This is a genomic window from Citrobacter sp. Cpo032, assembly GCF_030332975.1.
Classification (GTDB): Bacteria; Pseudomonadota; Gammaproteobacteria; order Enterobacterales; family Enterobacteriaceae; genus Citrobacter; species Citrobacter portucalensis.
Genome location: NZ_JAOWGU010000036.1, coordinates 319,200 through 337,742 on the forward strand (window position 1 = coordinate 319,200; position 18,543 = coordinate 337,742).

General features: G+C 51.2%; 11 protein-coding genes and 1 pseudogene. 4 read left to right on the forward strand and 8 right to left on the reverse strand.

Annotated elements, in window-relative coordinates:
- Positions 1-44 precede the first annotated feature (44 nt).
- The 3 genes from OGY33_RS07780 to OGY33_RS07790 are packed head-to-tail and all read right to left on the reverse strand — an operon-like array spanning position 45 to position 3,091.
- On the reverse strand, positions 45-1,607 hold the full coding sequence (locus OGY33_RS07780; protein WP_048214191.1) for an ABC transporter substrate-binding protein: 1,563 nt from the start codon (positions 1,605-1,607) through the stop codon (positions 45-47).
- Between the two features lie 15 nt (positions 1,608-1,622).
- Positions 1,623-2,210 carry a D-alanyl-D-alanine dipeptidase gene (ddpX, locus tag OGY33_RS07785; RefSeq protein WP_003832991.1) on the reverse strand — a complete coding sequence of 196 codons (588 nt, stop codon included), beginning with the start codon at positions 2,208-2,210 and terminating at the stop codon, positions 1,623-1,625.
- Between the two features lie 14 nt (positions 2,211-2,224).
- Entirely contained in the window at positions 2,225-3,091 is an 867-nt protein-coding gene (locus OGY33_RS07790) for a MurR/RpiR family transcriptional regulator (protein ID WP_048226494.1), read from the reverse strand.
- Between the two features lie 401 nt (positions 3,092-3,492).
- Between OGY33_RS07790 and hdeB the strand changes: the two genes are divergently transcribed.
- The 4 genes from hdeB (at position 3,493) to OGY33_RS07810 (ending at position 7,679) form a co-directional block, all read left to right on the forward strand.
- A complete protein-coding gene (gene hdeB / locus OGY33_RS07795) occupies positions 3,493-3,822 on the forward strand; it encodes an acid-activated periplasmic chaperone HdeB (RefSeq protein ID WP_003019999.1) in 330 nt (109 codons plus the stop codon).
- A 155-nt stretch (positions 3,823-3,977) separates the two neighbouring features.
- Entirely contained in the window at positions 3,978-5,924 is a 1,947-nt protein-coding gene (locus tag OGY33_RS07800) for a methyl-accepting chemotaxis protein (RefSeq protein WP_191238508.1), read from the forward strand.
- A 176-nt stretch (positions 5,925-6,100) separates the two neighbouring features.
- Positions 6,101-6,415 carry a helix-turn-helix domain-containing protein gene (locus OGY33_RS07805; RefSeq protein WP_048214194.1) on the forward strand — a complete coding sequence of 105 codons (315 nt, stop codon included), beginning with the start codon at positions 6,101-6,103 and terminating at the stop codon, positions 6,413-6,415.
- Complete coding sequence (locus OGY33_RS07810; RefSeq protein WP_191238509.1) at positions 6,408-7,679, forward strand: type II toxin-antitoxin system HipA family toxin; 1,272 nt, start codon at positions 6,408-6,410, stop codon at positions 7,677-7,679. Before OGY33_RS07805 ends, OGY33_RS07810 begins: the two co-directional genes overlap by 8 nt.
- Before the next feature lie 96 nt (positions 7,680-7,775).
- Here OGY33_RS07810 and OGY33_RS07815 read toward each other — a convergent pair whose 3' ends face one another.
- The 5 genes and pseudogenes from OGY33_RS07815 to OGY33_RS24460 all read right to left on the reverse strand — a co-directional run bounded on the left by OGY33_RS07815 (position 7,776) and on the right by OGY33_RS24460 (position 17,990).
- Positions 7,776-9,143: a glycoside hydrolase family 10-like protein gene (locus tag OGY33_RS07815; RefSeq protein WP_191238510.1), complete on the reverse strand. Its 1,368-nt coding sequence runs from the start codon at positions 9,141-9,143 to the stop codon at positions 7,776-7,778.
- 12 nt (positions 9,144-9,155) lie between these two features.
- Positions 9,156-9,443 (reverse strand): VF530 family protein, encoded by a 288-nt coding sequence (locus tag OGY33_RS07820; RefSeq protein WP_032943454.1) that lies wholly within the window; start codon positions 9,441-9,443, stop codon positions 9,156-9,158.
- A 134-nt stretch (positions 9,444-9,577) separates the two neighbouring features.
- On the reverse strand, positions 9,578-10,906 hold the full coding sequence (locus OGY33_RS07825) for an HlyD family type I secretion periplasmic adaptor subunit (RefSeq protein WP_188110081.1): 1,329 nt from the start codon (positions 10,904-10,906) through the stop codon (positions 9,578-9,580).
- Entirely contained in the window at positions 10,906-12,645 is a 1,740-nt protein-coding gene (locus tag OGY33_RS07830) for a type I secretion system permease/ATPase (protein WP_149607229.1), read from the reverse strand. The genes OGY33_RS07825 and OGY33_RS07830 overlap by 1 nt, the downstream gene beginning before the upstream one ends.
- A gap of 10 nt (positions 12,646-12,655) precedes the next feature.
- Positions 12,656-17,990: pseudogene (locus OGY33_RS24460) on the reverse strand (peroxidase family protein).
- Positions 17,991-18,543: the final 553 nt, after the last annotated feature.

The window sequence follows — 18,543 nt, forward strand, 5'->3', positions numbered from 1 at the left end:
TAGCTTCCCCTTGCGGAGCCAGAGCGGCTCCGCATAAACGTGGCTTATTTACTCATGGTGGAGATATTGAAGACCTGTTCCAGCATGGGGTTGAATACAAATCCTTTGACGTCTTTATTCATCGCCAGCTGATAGTTTTTCTGGAATAAATAGACGTAGGCCGCTTCATCAATCACGATGGTTTGCGCCTGCTGGTAGTCATTGGTTCTGGCCACCTGATCGGTTGTGGCCAGCGCGCTGCGCAGCAGCTTATCGACCTCACCGTTTTCATAGAACGAACGGTTACCGGGCAAACCCTTCTTATCTGACTCAAACCAGTAGTTCATAAACATGTACGGGTCGGCAAAATCCGGACTCCAGTTGCCAATGGCAATGTCGTAATCGCCTTTGCCCACGCGGTCGCGCATGGTGGCGTTTGCCAGTTTTTCCAATTTCACCTTAATGCCCAGTTTGCCAAGGCTTGCCTGGGTGGCGAGAGCGATAGGTTCCCAGTTAGGGTCATTATCAGAGTACAGGAAGCTCAGGCTTTCAGGTTTGCTAGCAACTTTGTCCCACGCGGCTTTGGCTTTGGCTTCATCGAAGCTGTACTGCATGGCCTTATCGTCAAAACCCCACATGCCTTCAGGGATCGGGCCACGCATTTGCTTTCCATTGCCGCTCAGGATCCCGTTAACCATGCCTTTATAATCAGTGGCCCACGAGATGGCACGGCGTAAATCCACCTGATTGAGCGGGGCTTTACTGTTGTTGAGATACAGATAGGTCACGCGCAGCGAGGGATAATCCGCCACGTTCACTTTGCCTTCCTGTTTCAAAGCGGCAAGCTGGTCAACAGGCAGCGCATCGGCAATGTCGATATCGCCACGCGACAATTGCAGGCGACGGGAGGCGCTTTCACCAATGATTTTGACTGAGACACGCTTAAATGTCGGTTTTGTACCGGGATAATGCGGGTTAGGCACCAGCACCAGTTGTTGTCCCTTTTGCCAGCTCTTCAGCATGAAGGGACCAGATCCAGCCGTGTTCTGCGCCAGGAATCCGCGGGCATCGTCTGCGGCATGCTCTTTTAAGATGGCCGGGTTAATGATTGAGGCACCGTCATTTGCCAGCGTATACAGAAACGGGGCAAACGGCTGGCTGAGGGTAAATTTCACCGTGTTGTTATCAATGACGTCGACCTTCAGATCTTTTGGGAAAGCCTCCGCAGGTCCCTGACCAATCTTGAGCAAACGTTCAAAGGATTGCTTTACCGCATCTGCCGTTACCGGCGTTCCGTCGGCGAATTTGGCATCGTTTTTCAGGGTAAACGTCCACTCTTTCTGATCGTCAGAGGCTTTCCAGCCGCTGGCTAAATCACCTTCAACTTCCGTGGAGCCTTTGCCTCCGTCGGTTTTGTATTGAACCAACCGCTGGTAGGAGGGATAGGTGACCGTCCAGTCATTGTTATCGATGGTCACGGCGGGGTCGAGCGTCTGCGGATCGGCGGCTTTACCAATCACCAACATATCTTTGGGAACGGCAGCCTGTGCGGCGGGCAGGGCAAATGCTAACGCAACGGCTATCAGAGCGGGGCGGAAAAACGTGTTTAACGCAGGTGTAGTCTTCATAACCAGGCTCCAGAATTAAAGGGGATGTTGTGTTGTTATGGGCGTGACAGTGTAACAATCTATTTGATCGTCAAGCAGCGGGTAACGGGCGGCATCAGGTAATTCAAAATGCCACCATTCACTGTTAATACCGACAAAACCACCGCCAAACATAATGGCATTGAGCAGCAGGCGGTTACGCTGCGCTGCCGGAGGTACAGATGGGTGCCAGGCGTGGGAACGGTCGTGCATTTCATCAAAACCGGCCCCCATATCAAGGAGATGGCCGCGATCGTCCATCAACGTGACGTCAATGGCCGTACCCCGACTGTGATTGGAACCAATCGCGACATCGACAACATACTGCGGGTCGGGACAGGCATTCCACAGTATCGCCTGCGCCTGCTGGGGGCGATACGCGTCGTACACCACAAGCTGCAGGCCGGCCAGTTGCGCAATACTGATGCTTTTAGCCAGCGCGGTAACCGCCTCAGTGTGCAACAGACAACGCGCTTCCCGGTAGATTGGTGCGCCGGTAATGTTGTCGGCAGTAGCGTATTTAAGATCGATATGCAGCGACGGAAATATCACCGACAGATCGACCAGTTCTGGGAGTTCTGACATAGCACGTTTCCTGTTTATTGTTCGAATTGACCAAATTGTTGTTGTAACTGGCGATTGGTTTGCAGGCGTCCTGCGAGGGTGTCACCCAGTTGCGCTACCACCGCAGAAAGTAATAAGTTGAACAGACAGCTCACCGGTGCCAGTGAGTCCCAGAAATGTCCGGTGTCAGTTTTTACCTGAAGTAAATCAATGGAATAATCCCTGGCCCATGGGCACCACACATCGGTAATGAGCGCCAGCGGAATGCAGCGCTCTGTGGCGACACGGCAATATTGTCGCGAAATAGCGGAGTAGGCGCGCATATCGGTAATAACCACGTAAGGCTGGCTGAATCCCGAGTTCAGCGACTCAACCCAACTGCCGGACAGGCCTTCGGAGTAGCTGACTTTAGGTCGCAGGTATTCCAGGTGACTAAAAAAGGCGTTGGCGATCCCGCGGGTGGACTGGATCCCGAGGATGTACACGGCTTCCGCATGCGCCAACTGCTGTGCAATGCGTAAAAACGTTTCGCCTTGTGCGAGCTGGTAGACGTGGGTAATAGCGTCGATCTCCAGCAACAGCGACTGCTGTGCCCGATCCGGCAGGCTTTGTTGCTGGTGCCAGGAGTCCAGTCGTTCATTCATTCCCCAGGGCTGATACGGAACAACGGGAAGCTCACGCAGACTGGCTTTGGCATCCTCCAGGTTACGAAAGCCCAGTTTACGCAGATAACGTCCGACGGTAATGCCACTGGTTCCGGTTGCTTTGGCGATGCCATCCGCGGTTTCAAATGGGATCTGCACAGCATGGGCTAACAGCCACCCGGCCACGCGCTTTTCGCTGGGCGTTAGCTGGCTAAAGGTTTGCTCTATGCGGGTAAATAACTCTGGTTTGGCTGTCATTACCTTCTCGCTGTTAGTTGTCTGTCAGATTCCGTATCTCTGTTAGCGAATTAACAATGCAGGACGCGTGCCACGTCAGTAACAGCGGCACGTCGGCTGTTTTTGTTAAAAATAAACCGATATTTATTAACCAATGATCAACATTTGTGCAGCGTAGTTCAGTTTTGGTGCAACGGCAGAGGAGGCAGGGTATGAATCTGCTGATTTCGTCGGAACGATCACATTGTGGGCAACATTTATCCCTCAGACATAAGAATCAGTAATGGGAAATATAAATTTCAGCCATATCAATAACAGCAATCTTTATTCTTATGACTGTAGGGGTATTATTTTTCGCGAGCTACATTAACGGTGTTAAGCGCAAGTGTAGATATTATTTATATTATAAATGGAGTACTACAATGAATAAATTCTCCCTTTCTACAGCAGGTATTCTGGTCGCAGCGCTGTTAACCAGTGTCAGCGTCAATGCAGCAACAGATAACGCTAAAACTGAAGTGACTCCGAAAGGCATGAACTGCCAGGAGTTTATTGATTTAAACCCACAAACTATGGCTCCGGTGGCCTTCTGGGTGCTCAATGAAGACGAAGACTTCAAAGGTGGTGACTACGTCGACTATAACGAAACCGTTACGACTGCAGTTCCTCTGACCGTTGAACTTTGTAAGAAACATCCGCAGAGTGAATTAAGTAAAATAAAAGACGAAATCAAAAAAGAATTATCTAAATAAGATTAAACCGTTATTAAAACCCAGCCAAAGTGCTGGGTTTTGTTATTTGTGACGCTGTCACTAATTTGTTTTGTGATACTTAAGAAAACTTTATAAAGATATAAACGCCTGTGCCGATACTGGATAAAAGTTAGCCTTTTGCAGAAGGAGTTTGTATGGCCTGGTATCCTACTCGTATTTCAACGCGTTTAACCATCGGCGGCATTCTGCTGCTTGCAGTAACGACCCTTGTTATCGTGGTGATTATGCTCTGGCGCGGTCAGCCGCGCGTCGTTGAAATCAACACCGCCCTGATCGAAGAAACAGGGCAAGGTTTAACCCGTCAGTTGAGTACCGTATTGTCCCGAATTGAAGGTGAGACCGTCAGCCTGTCGCGACTGGCTGAAGTGTTACCTAACGATGAATCTCTGTACCAAAGCGTTGTTCCGCATCTTATTGGTGAAGGTAAAGACTCGATTATTACCGGCGGCGGCATCTGGCCAGAACCAGACGCCTTCACCCCAGGTGTGGAGAAAAGAAGCTTTTTCTGGGCGCGTAATGCTGAAGGAAAGCTGGTGTATTCCAATGATTATAACGTCGAAGGATCGAGTGGATACCACAATGAAAGCTGGTATCAACTGGCCAAAGGCCATTCACAAAACAGCTGTTTATGGTCTGACGTTTACCGGGATGCCAGTTCAGGCGTCAACATGGTGACATGCAGCGTGCCTTATCAACAGGCGGGCAAGTTTGCCGGTGTCGCTACCACCGATATCCGTCTGGATAACGTCGCCACTTTCATGCAGCAGCAGGGAAACAGCACCGGTGGTTACGCATTTGTGGTAGACAAGCAGGGACAAATTCTCTATTTCCCGCAGGCCGACCTTGCAAAATATAAAACCATTAACGATTTGGCGCAAAGCGTGCAGTGGCTTATCCCGGTGCAAAACGGTCTGAAATCTTTGCGCCCGACAGATGGGGTGAAGACTATCACGCTGGCAAACGACAACGTCCTGAATACCGCGTCACAAGTAATGCTGTTCCCGATGCCAGATACCGGCTGGGTCGTAGGACTTGCAACCCCGGAATCTCGTATTGTCGGTCTTGCCAAAGTGATGATGCAGGACGTTCTGGAAGTATTGATCCCTATCATGACGCTGTTGCTGGTGGGATCATGGCTGGTGGTTCGTCGACTGATTTCACGTCTTGATGATACCCGTCAGGCACTTGATGATATCGCGCAGGGAGAAGGCGATCTTACCCGTCGTCTGGATGTTCGTGGCAAAGACGAGATTTCGGCTATCGCCGAGGCGTTTAACCTGTTCGTCGATAAAATCTCGGCCATCCTGATCACCGTCAGAAGCAGTAGCACAGTGGTAGCGAATAACGCCGTTAGCCTGGCTGACAGTAATATGGAGCTTTCATCTCGCGTAACGCAGCAGGCCGCTGCGCTGGAAGAGAGTTCGGCGGCTATGGAACAGCTAAATGCGACCGTTCATCAAAACGCCAGCAATACACAACTGGCGGATGAGCTATCCGATAGCACCGCGCAAACGGCCAACCGCTGCGGCGATGTGATGCAGGGCGTTATCTCTACGATGGATAACGTCAGCGCCTCATCCGGCAGAATGGTGGAAATTGTCGCGGTCATCGACAGCATTGCGTTCCAGACCAATATTCTCGCCCTGAATGCCGCGGTTGAAGCCGCCAGAGCGGGCGATGCAGGCAGAGGGTTTGCCGTCGTGGCCTCCGAAGTGCGCACGCTGGCTCAGCGCAGTGCCACCGCCGCGCAGGAAATTAAAACATTGATTGATGAATCCGTTTCTCATGTTGGTAGCGGAAGTCAGCAAATTCACAATGCCGGTGAGCGTCTGGGAGAACTGGTCAACAATGTGCGTCAGGTGCGCCAGTTGATGGGGGAAATACGCGTTGCGGGTGAAGAACAACGTAAGGGCGTTTCCGAAGTTACGCTGGCCGTTACCGAAATGGACAGCACCGTTCAGCAAAACGCCTCATTAATTGATGATGCCGCAGCACGGACGCAGGCGCTGAAAGAGGAGGCGGAACAACTGGCGTTGCTGGTCTCTTCCTTCAGGTTACCTGAGCCTGGCGTTGCCGGATAACCACACCATATCCGGGTACAGACAATGTGCCCGGATAACTCCAGTATAATGGTCCTTAAGCAAGATTTTCCGGTTTAACTCCTTTTTATTGTGTCTTATTATACTTTGAATCATTCCCCACTTAACTCTATAATATTGTGTGTAAAGTCGTTTTTATCCCAATAAGAGCCAATATTATGGATTTAACGCTAAATACTGCAGCTGATATCGTCAAACTGCTTTGCGACAGATTGCGTAAAGAACGACTCGCGCAGCAAATGACGCAAGCTGATGTTGCCGCGCGTTCAGGTGTCGGTGTGAATACCGTTTCAAATCTGGAAACCGGTAAGAATGTAGGATTTGAGAATCTGGTCAAAGTCGCGATGGTGTTAGGCTATGGCGATGCGCTGGAGGGGTTATTCAAACCCAGGATTGATAGTCTGGATGATATTTTGCGTTACGAAAAGAGCGCGGCACGTCAGCGGATCAAAAGGAAAAATTCTGATGCCTGAGCAAGTTGATGTCTTCTATGAAGGCTGGGGTGAGAAATGGCTGTGGGGCAAACTGGTGTCTTCCACAGCCCTGACCGGACGTCCGTTGATCGCCTTTGAATACAGTGAAGAGGCCTTACGTAAGGGGCTGGAACTGTCCCGACTGATGTTACCGCTGAACGGTCCCCGTTTACGCAGGGATTTCCCGGCTCATCAGCTGGGATTACCTGGGCCAGTCTATGATTCGCTACCTGACGGCTGGGGTATGCTGTTGATGGACCGACTATTTAAACGCCGCGGGCTCAACGCAGCACGCATTGGTCCATTGGAGCGCTTAACCTGGGTCGGCAACAACGCGATGGGCGCCATGACATTCCAGCCCGTTCAGTCAGATGTCGAGATGCTGTCAAAAGAGGATGTTCCTCTCGAACAACTGGCCGCTGAGGTTCAGGAAGTCCTGAGCGGCGAAGGCGGGGAATTTTTGCAAAAACTGCTCCAGATGGGCGGTTCGCCACAGGGAGCAAGGCCTAAGGCGCTACTTTATCGTGACACTGTCACGTCAAAATTCACCACGGCGCCGCTACCCGGGAGCGAAAGCTGGCTGATTAAATTTCCCGCCAGGCATGAGCATGCTGAGGTATGTGCCATCGAAGCGGTTTATGCTGAATGCTTGCGCCAATGTGGGATAACCACGCCTGATACGGCGTATTTCAATCTGCCCGGCGGACAGGCGGCATTTGCCACTCGCCGTTTCGACCGTGACCAGTCGACACGAATTCCTATGCAGAGCCTGGCTGCACTTACCGGGGCAAATTACCAGATACCCGGCGCTTTAGACTACCGGGATTTTCTGCGCGCCACGCAGATTTGTACCAATGATGTCAGAGAAAAGGCAAAAGCGTTTGAACGTGTGGTTTTCAACGTGGCTTTTAACAATCGCGACGATCATCCGAAGAATTTTGCCTATTTAATGTCAGCCGATGGAAACTGGACTCTGGCTCCGGCTTACGATGTCACCTGGTGCGAAGGGCCTGGAGGGTATCACCAAATGGACGTGCTGGGAGAGGCGCTGGATATCGAAAGAAAGCACCTTCAGTCGCTTGGCGTTCAGGAAGCTGAGTTATCTGCTGACCATGTGAACGGCATAATCGAAAAAGTCTGTCACTTTGCCACTGCATTGAGCGCTATCGCCAGGGACAAATACCCCGATCAGATAACGCTATCTACGCTGAATACGATACAGAAACAAATTAATGATAATGTCCGCCGGCTAATGTCCCGGTGACGCAGATACGGCCGCAACACTTCCCGGAAAATTAAAGCTGAGCGGGGCAATGTTTCCCCGCTACATTTCCTCGCTAAACTGACCAGAGGACAACTATTAACGTCCCCAACGATTACGAAGATAGGTCACGGCTTCCTGCGTTTGAGGTTGATTAAGATAATCTTCGCGAAACAGGATCGTGCCGTTGATGTACGGTTCGGATTCGTTTAAATCGAGCTGCTTTTTCAGTTCCGGCACACCGCCTTTTACCGTCCAGTCTGGCTCTTTTCTCGATGGTTCACCAACTTTATACAGCGCTACACCAATGTAGAGGCGGGTGTTGGTTGATTTCACGACATCTGCCCACCATTTTGCCAGTACATCGTAACGCGCTGCGTCGCGGGCAAAAGGCCAGTAGAGTTGCGGTGCAATGTAATCCAGCAAACCTAGTTGCACCCAACGGCGGGTGTCTGCATACGACTCATCATACGCTGCCGCGCCGCGCGTGTCGGAGCCCGCTGGATCGTGCGAACGGTTGCGCCACACGCCCGCAGGACTGACGCCGAATTCAACCTCAGGCTTGAGTTTCTTGATGGTCCGCGATACCTGGGCAATCAGCCGTTGCGTGTTATCGCGACGCCAGTCAGCCTTGGAAGCGAATCCCTGGCCGTATCTTCTGAAGGTCTGGCTGTCGTTGAGCGCAGAGCCGGGAGATTCGGTATAGAAGTAATCATCAAACTGCACGCCATCAACCGGGTAATTCTCAACCACTTCCGCCACGATGCTGGTGATCCAGTCGCGCACGTCGGGAATACCGGGGTCTAACACAAAACGCTCGCCCGCAGTGCGGATCCAGTCCCGATGCAGGACGTATACGCTGGACGGCGTCTGTGACAGCGTGCTGTTTAATTCAGTGACCGTCGAAGGTTTGGTGTTCACGGAAACACGGTAGGGGTTAAGCCAGGCATGAACTTTCATTCCGCGTTTATGCGCTTCATCGAGCATAAACTGCAGCGGATCGTAACCCGGATCCTGGCCAATCGTACCGGTCAGGGTATCTGACCACGGTAGAATCTTTGACTTCCACAATGCGGTCCCATCGGGCTTAACCTGGAAAAAAACGGTGTTAATACCAAGCCGTTTCAGGTTGTCCAGCTTATCCGTCAGCGCTTTTTGCTGCAGGCTGATGCGTACGGCAGGCGAACTGATGTTCACGGATGAGATAGGTGGCCAGTCTAGACGTGAAACTGTCGCCAGCCAGATCCCGCGCACTGGCTCCTTGCTCTGCTGTGGTTTGCTCACCGGAGGTAGCGGAGTGGTTTTGGGGCCAGGCGGTTGTGAAGAACAGCTGCCCAGTAACAACATACTGCCTACGAGTACAGCAAACCATTTCATGTTGGTCAGCGGTAGTCTGGCACGAGAACGGGCGAGAATCTTCGCCAGTTTTTTCTGATAATTTCCTGAAAAGAAACCGGATGCTGCCATCTGATTTTGCTCTTATTTCTTTTTATTGCGGCTGTTAGCCCAGGGATCGAAGGCCGGTTCGGGGGTGTTGTTTGAGGCCAGGTCATGCAGCGAATCAAGGTACAGCGCTTCAACTTCTGCCCGCGCCCACGGCGTACGGCGCAGAAACTTCAGACTGGATTTAACGCTCGGTTCATTTTTAAAGCAGTTGATATTAATGCGTTGCGCCAGTTCAGCCCAACCATAACGTTCAACCAGGGCATTGACCTGCATTTCAAGCGTTACGCCATGTAAAGGGTCTTTAGAAATATGAGCATTCATATGAAGTCCAGTTCAGTGGTTCCAGATTTTGTCAGTAGTGAGACGGAAAGAAGGTTACAAGAAAGCAAAGCTGCCAGCAACGGCAGAAAACGGTATGGCGCGACAAGCCGTACGCCATACCGGCAATGGATGGCTCAATACTCTTTAAAAGCCAGTTCCAGACGGGCAATCAACGGTTTAAACAGGTAACTCATCAGGGTTCGCTCACCGGTCTTGATCGTCACGCTGGCAGGCATTCCCGCTTTAATTTTGTAATCGCCCAGCAAACGCGCGCCCTCTGCTGAAACCTGTACTTCCGCAAGGTAGTAAGGCTGCTGAGTGGCTTCATCAATTAAGCGGTCCGCCGAGATAGTCAGAACCCGGGCCGGAACCGACGGCAACAGGGCATGGTTAAGGGCAGGGAAAAGCACATCAACGGTTAAGCCGGGGACTAGTTTATCAATGGCATGCACGGGTATTTTGGCATCAATTTGCATGGGTTGTCCGGCGGCGACAATATCCATAAGATGTTCGCCGGGTTGAATGACGCCGCCCACGGTACTGACTTTAACATCCAGCACGATACCGTTAATCGGTGAGCGGATCTCGGTGTTATCCAGCTCGTGACGGATGGACACCAGTTCATCCTCCAGCATCGCCACTTCTTTTTGGTTTTCCGTCAGTTCAGACTCAACTTCACGTAAATATTGATGACGCACCTGGTAGGCTTTAATTTTTAATTCGTTTTGCTGCGATTTCAGTTTGGCAATGTTAAGAATATCTTCTGAAACGCTGCCAGATATTTCAGCCGCCTCGCGCTCCAGCACCAGTAATTGCGCTTTGGGGTAATAATTCTTTTCGCTCAGCGCGCGAATAGCCCCCAACTCCCGGTTAATCAGAGAAAACTGGTGGTCGCGATAGCCTTTTATTTTATTGAGATTATCCGTTTGCCCAACCAGACCATCGAGCGTCTCCTCAATCATCGACAGTTCGTCCTGAATCGTTTTGCGACGCGTATCGAAAAGCTTGGCCTGCAGATTTCTGACTTCTGTCAGCCGTTTATTGCCAGAGAATTGCTGCGTCAGCGTCGTATTAAAGCGGATCGCTTCCAGGCCATCGCGTTCTGCCAACAGACGATCTTCGATACTTTTTGCAGAAATATACTGGGCATTTAACGCGCTAAAACGCATTTCGAGCTGCATTTTATCCAACCGGACGAGAACCTGATTTTTCTTCACGAAGTCGCCTTCTTTGATAAAGATATCCGTTACCCGACCGCCGCTCAGATGCTGAATGGTTTTGCGGTTACTCGATACGGTTACCGTACCATCAGCGACCACGCCCGCATCTAACGGAGCTTGCACTGCCCAGAGGATAAAACTACCGACACCAAGCACAATGACGATCACGCCCCGGATAATCGGCGACCAGATATTGGTATCTACGCCAGCAGATGCCGTATTGTGGGGATTCTTTTTCATCATCAGGCCTCACGTTGCTGTTCAGTCGTGGATGGAGAAGGCGTAGCCACCGGTTTCAGTACGTTGGCCTGACGCAAATGGGCAAAAACCTGATCGCGGGTACCAAACTCCTGTATGGCGCCATCGTTAAGCAGCAAAACCTTATTGACCACGCCGAGCAGCGTCGGGCGGTGTGAGATAATGACGGTAGTTTGTCCCTGTGTACGAAGGGTATTGATGGCTTTAACGAGTGCGAATTCCCCCGCGTCGTCAAGATTGGCATTCGGTTCATCAAGCACGATAAACGCAGGGTTGTTGTAAACGGCGCGAGCCAGCCCGATACGCTGTCGCTGCCCGCCAGAGAGCTGGTATCCGCCTGCGCCCAACAGCGTGTCATAACCTTGTGGCAAGCGCAGGATCATCTCATGAACGCCTGCCAGTAAGGCGGCGGCGACGATAAGCTCACTGTCATTCTGCGCGAAACGGGCAATGTTTTGCGCGATGGTACCGTCAAACAGTTCTACATCCTGCGGCAGATAGCCAATAGACGGGCCTAGCAGCGCTTTATCCCACTGACAAATATCTGCGCCGTCTAATCTGACTTTCCCTGATAACGGTTTCCAGACACCAACCAGAACCTTTGCCAGCGAGGTTTTCCCTGAGGCTGAGGGGCCGATAATCCCCAGGACTTCACCTTGCTCCAGCTGGAATGCGATATTACGCAGTAGCGGGGAAGGCTGGCCGGGAGCTGCGGCGAAGACGCTTTCGACGCTGATGTTGCCGTTCGGACGCGGCAGGGTCAGTACCTCTTTCGGTGCCGGATACTCCTTCAGCAAGGTTGAGAGCTGATGCCACGCGCTACGAAACTGCACGAACTGCTTCCAGCTGCCAATAACTTGTTCTACCGGGTTGAGGACGCGGCCAAGAATGATCGAGGCGGCGATCATCAAGCCCGGAGTAATATGGCCACCGATCACCAGTAAAGCCCCGGCACCCAGCGCAATAGATTGCAGCAACACCCGCACAAAGCGGCTGAGGCTGCTCAACCCGGCCGTTTTGTCAGCAATCTGCGTTTGTAGCGCCAGCACTTTGTTATGCTGCTCCTGCCAGTTGGACTTCAGGGTCGAGAGCATTCCCATCGCCTCAATGGCATCGGCGTTTTGCAGCTGTTTATTCAGTTTGCTGGCATTGTTAATGGTTAAGGCGTGCGCTTGCTGAATCGGGCGTTTGGTAGAGATTTCCGAGACCAGCGCCAGAATAAATAATAACGTTATTCCGCCGAGAGAAAGGTATCCCAGCAGGGGATGGACCAAAAAAGCGATGAACAGATATATCGGCGTCCAGGGAATATCCAGCAGAGCGAACAGACTATTCCCGGAAAGAAACTGACGGAGCTGATCCAGTTCGGCTAAAGATTGCGCCGGGTTGTTATCGCCGGTAACCATCTTTCTTTTAAATGCCGCGTTAAAGACTAACTGGCTTAGCTTTATATCCAGCCGGTTGCCAAGCCTGACCATGACCTGCGCGCGGGCGGATTCAATCATGGCTATAACGATGTACAAGCCGACAATCAATAAGGTTAGCATTAACAGCGTGGTGGTATTTTTACTCACCAGCACGCGGTCGTATACTTGTAGCATATAAATTGCCGGCGCCAGCATAAGCATATTAATCACACAACTAAAAAACAACAGCATCAGAAAAGTGGGTTTCGTTCCTTTTAATGCATCATTCAGTTCTGTTGGCGTATGCTGGCGCGACATAGTCTTCTCCTTATACGATCAATGAACTATTGCCATTGTTGCTGGCAAGGGTGGTGGGCATTTCCAGATAAAAGTCACCAATATTCACGGTGGTTGAGTTGACGCCCACCAATGTGATGGTATCTGTACCGATAGTCACAATGGTGTTGCCATTGTTTCCGGTGATAGACACGCTGCTGGCAAAATTACCCGCGTTGATACCTAACAAGACGAGATCAAGGAAGTCCTGCCCGCCGTTGGGGTTACTGTCAAAACCGGTAATTCGGTCCTGCCCAAAGTTGGCGCCAAAGGCAAAGATATCGCTACCGGCACCACCGTCCAGAATGTCGTTACCTTCCTGACCATTGAGAATATCGTCCCCGCTACCGCCGGAGAGGGTATCCGCGCCCGCACCGCCAATCATGACGTCGTTACCAACTCCGCCTTGCAGGTTATCAGCGCCATCTCCGCCATCGAGGAAGTCATTCCCGATACCACCAAACAACTGGTCGTTACCGCCCATGCCGAACAGATAGTCGTTACCGGTCCCTCCCGTAATGGTGTTCGCAATGGCATTACCGGTACCGATAAAACTACCGCTGCCGGTAAATACCAGTTCTTCCACGTTATCGGTGAGGTCGTAGCTGCTGAGGTTGGTTCGGACAACGTCCGTGCCGCCATTCACACCTTCGATAACTACATCACCGAAATCATCAACGATGTAGGTATCATCGCCCGCGCCGCCGGTCATACTGTCGGCACCAAGCCCGCCATCAAGCGTGTCATTACCGGCATCACCTTGCAGAATATCTTGCCCCGCCTGACCAGAGAGGTTGTCGTTTCCCGCACCGCCAATGAGCAGATCGTCACCTGCACCGCCGAGTAAGGTGTCATTACCGCCTTCACCGCGTAGGATATCGCTCCAGGCAGTACCGACGAGGGTGTTAGCCCCGTTGGTACCCACAATCAGATCGCCCACAGGTTGTGTGGTGGTCGACGTCAGAACAACAGGGGGGTTGCCTTCATCGTCGACGACGGTAACGACCACCTGCAACGTTCTGCCAACCATAGCCTGACCCGGCGTATAGGTGGCGGAAGTCGCGCCGTTAATGTTGACGAATCCGGTTGGCGAACTCATTCTCCATTGATAAGTGAAATTACCGCCGCTCAGACCATCGGCGTCAGCAATGCCTGAAACCACCGCGGTCAGCGTCAGGCTTTCAGTTGGGGTGAGGTCGTTAATTACCGGCACACCAGTCGTGGCCTGATTTCGCGGTAGGATCGCCTGAGTTTGTGCCGACACCAGTGTTTCAGCGTCACCCATGCGATCGTTAAAACTGGCTACCACACGCAGCGGTGCGCCCTGAATAGCGCCTGGCACTCTGAACTCAACGCCGGTTGCCTGATCTCGCCATTGGCCGTTGACGAATGCCTGCCAGGTCATGGTAATGGCCACATCCGCCGCCAGGCCGTTACCATCCAGCAAGTTCGCCACGTTGACGCGCAGCAGGTCGCCCACCGAAGGGTTAGGATTGCTGATGGTAAGATCGCCCGTCGCTTGCTGCGCCGTCACCCACAGCTGCTTCCCATCGCCAAACTCCAGTTTTTCGATGTTCAACAGACGATCGATGCCATCATTCAGGTTCAGCGCGGCATCCGGCGTGGCGTGATCGACGCGCAGGCTACCGTCTGCCATACGGGTAAAGACATAGTTGCTGCTAACATCACGGTACACCGCGACGTCAGTTTCCGTGCCGTTACCTTCATGCAGGATTTCTCGCACAATCGACAGCTGATTCGGTTTCAGCGTGCCGGCCAGCATGTACGATTTCAGTTCGGCCATTCCTTCGGCGCTGGTGAGTCCTGCCATACCCGTAACGGCAATACGCACGTTGAGCCATGCATCACCATCAATGATATCGTTACCAGCTTTACCCATAATGCGGTCGCTACCACCACCGCCGAGTAAAATATCGCTACCATCATCAGGGTTCAGGAGCACCGCGTCCGGATTTGTAGAACGCTCTACGCCGAGAATAGCCTGTAAACCGGTGATCCGGTCCGCACCTTCCTGGGTCAGGTTGTTAGAGAGGGGAACGCCCTGAACAGGCGCAGTACCTATCGGCTGTTCTGTCCCGGTCAGGATATCGTCGTATTTCCAGCCCGACAGCCCTTCAACAAGATCAAAACGGTCGCGTAGAATAAACTCCTGCTGGTTGACAAAAATAGGGATCCCAAGGTCAGAGTTAGCGCCATTTGGGTCGCCTTTATGGATAGCCCAGTCGAAACCGGCCATGCCATTATTGCGCTGGATCCCCGCGCCCTGAACCATGATGTCGTCACCGGCTTCGCCATCGTAGTCGGTGTCGTTACCCTGACCGTTAAGAACATCGTGACCGATAATGGTACTGTTGAAGAACAACTCAGAGTTGTCACCCGCCAGCGTGTCAAACCCGTCGCCACCTTCCAGCCAGTCATCGCCTTCGTTGCCCATCAGGAAATCACCACCCGAGCCGCCAAGCGCAAAGTCGTTATCCTGACCCGAGAAGACCTCCTGTGCATCTTCGCCGACCACCACGAAGTCGCTACCGCTGCCACCAAAGACCAGATCGTTTCCGTTACCGGAGAAGATAACGTCATGTCCGGCATCACCGTGCAGGAAGTCCGCATCACCTACAGGCGTACCGGTATCGGTAATAATGTCATCACCGTCACCACCATGGACCACGTCTGCTTCGTCGCCGCCGTCCAGTCGGTCATCTCCGCCATCACCCCACAGACTGTCGATCCCTTTACCGCCGATTAACGTATCATTGCCTGCCGTCCCTCCAAGCACCACATGCCCATCGCCGGTATATTTCAGATACCCGCCATCGGCCAAAACTATCGCCGTCAACATCCGCACCTGGGTCACGACGCACCAACAACGGTGAGAGCAGATCCTTCAGTGGATTTCCCCATTTCGGGTCGATTTCCGTTTGCAGCACGCGGTTCACTTCAAAAATATGGTCCGGTGTCTGGAACAGATTTGCGGGCAGGTGGGAGGATCCCTCATCGCCAAGATCGCTGTTACGCATTACCAGCGCGGAAAACGAGTTGGCCTCCAGTTCATTGAGTAAGTTCAGCCCCTGAACGCGGCTCAGATAGTAGAAACGATCGCCGTCCTGAAGCATTTCCATTTGTGTTTCAAAGACGAAGTTGAAGGTTGAGCCGAGCATGCCGCCAAATTCATTTTTGCGCTCTGCCAGCCCGCCAATCCAGAAATCGACCATATTCAGGCCGGTCTCTTTGGTTGCCCACGCTCCGGTACTGTTAAAGAAATCCATCGCATCCGCAGGCGGGGCATTGTTAGCATCACCAAACAACAGGAAGTTTACCGCTGCACGCTTACCTTCAAGGCTGGTGGCATTGAGGATCAGCTCATGCTGACCATAGGCGGCCATAAAGTTAATGATTGAAGCGGGATTTTTCAGGTAGGTAGTGAAGTCAGCCCAACTGGTATAAGGCTTCAGTTGACTATCACCGCTTAATGCAAAAAACTGCTCGCGGGCCTGGTTCAGCGTCGGCATTGCGGTGTCACGGCCACGGGCTATATTAAGCGCGCCTAAATCGAGGGGCAGGCCGATGAGATTATTACGCAGAGCATCGGTAATAAATTCATCAATTTCGTTACCCACCTGACGCGTCATACCACGCACAATTGCGCCAATAGCCTGATCGTCCGTGACGGTGGCCCCGTTGATTTGATTAAATGCTACCGGATTCAGGAATGCTGAAATTAGGTCAATATCGCCGCTTTGCATATCAATGTCGGTGCGCGCCACGGTTTCTGTCAGCATTGAATGCCCAAAACGGTAAACCACATGCGCAAACTCGGCAAAGATCATCGGGTTTATATCCGCCGTGTTGGAGAAAACAAACGGATCGACGGCGGGTTGTACGGTACGGGCAAACTCCTCGAATACGAGGTGCTGATATTGCATTTCCGTGGAGAAACGACCTGCCTGGAATAGGTACTCACCGTTCCATACCAGCGTACTGGTATCGGCAGGTAATTCCGTGATTTGATGATTGGGCATCAACCACTGATTAATGAGGTCGATATCACCGGTTTCCAGCAGTGTTGTTTTATATTGCTCAACCAGACGGTTATGCTCGCTGTGAAAAACGGCGTGCACCGCGGTTAAACCTATATTTTCGTTCCCACGCCCGTCACCGGTAATAAAGTGACGATCGAGCAGTTCGTTATCATAGGTTCCTGCCGGTTGCGCTCCTTCGCCCCCAATCGCAGTGTCATCATCTGCCAGCAGACCCGCTTTTGGCGCGGCAGTATGCGCAATATCATCAAGAAACGCATGGCCGGTGCGGAATGTTCCCTCAGGCAACAGACCGCCGTTGGCTTCAACCAGTCCCCCGGTGGTAACAATCTGTACCTTTCCATTTTCACTTAAAATCAAATTACCATAGCGATCCGTAGCCAGCAGGGGAACATTAAACACATCCTGATCGGTGAGTTTAATGCCAAGCAGAGTTTCAGCCTGGTTTTTAACGTCGGCCCAGGTCGCCAGTCCACCGTTCGCACCGCCTAATAAATTCCCGGTAGGCTCAGGTTTCCCATCAATAATGACGTATTCGCGGATGAAAATCTGATGTGAAGGATGGGAGGTGTAGGTTTGGTTTTGGTCGATGAAGGGGGTAGTCAGGTTTACTGTCTCTCGGTTTTCATCCACCGTTGCCCGGGTTAATAGCATAAAGTTTGTCGACGACCCTTCAACATATAAAGGGTCATCCGGCTGTAGCGGAATGAAAACGATACCGTTGCCTCCTTTGGGAATCAAATCCAGACCGTGGTCAAAAAACTGGCCAAAGAAGGTCATCCAGCCGTTAAAAGCAGGGGAGAGACCGATATCGGGAGACTGGTTAGGAATGGATAACGTTTCTCCGTCTCCTGTAATAGTCCCCCCGCCGGGAGCATCTTTTAACGCGTTAAATACCTCCAGTGCGGCTGGGTTAGATGCCGTTTGATCGGAAATTAAGTTACTAATAATACGTGGGTCGGCATCAATAACGGTGCCACCAATTTGGATATAACTGGTCATTTGGTCCGCATCTTGCCAGTTTAACGCGGTTAATCTCGGCATTGTCTGGTCGGCAGAGCCATATAACTCCTGACCCGGTAGAAGATTATTCCATGAACCATCTACCGTGCGAAGTCCATAAGGTAATAGCGGGCTGGAAACTAATTCTCTAAGCAATTCAGCATTAACGCTACCATCTGGGTTAGTTGCCGCTTCGGATATTTTGATTTGCTTAAGAATAAAAGCAAGATCGTGCAGGGTGACAGTAAAGTCATATTGTGAGGCCATAAGTCATTACCCCTATCTTTACCTGTATTAGCTATCATCACTCTTTTCTTCCGCTTACAAAAAATGACAGAAGAATGAGTCGTATCAGATACCTGATTGTTATTGCATGATTAAAAATCCATATTTTAAAAATGATGTATCCATGACCAGATTAGCGTTATTCTCCTGAGGATTAGTTAGCACAATAAGATATTCACCTCACTTATATATTAGGTTTTAGAGGTTAACGATCATCGTGCCCCATTGAAATCAAAGACATATTTGAGACACGAAGTTTTGAGAAGACAAGGTCTCCTCAAGGCTGTAAAGGTTTTACTTTTTAAACCACATATTACAGTTATGTGATGATCATAACTATGGTTTTTCCGTTGGCGACTTCACTCATACTTTTTTATGAAAAGATTAAATTTTCATTTCTTTACATTAGAATTTATGTCAAATCACTTATTAAGAAGAGTTCTCATTAAGTCGACTTTTAAGATGTCGTTGTGTTGAATTATAAAATTTAATATTGGATAAAATTTAACACGACATCATTCCTGATGCCTGATTA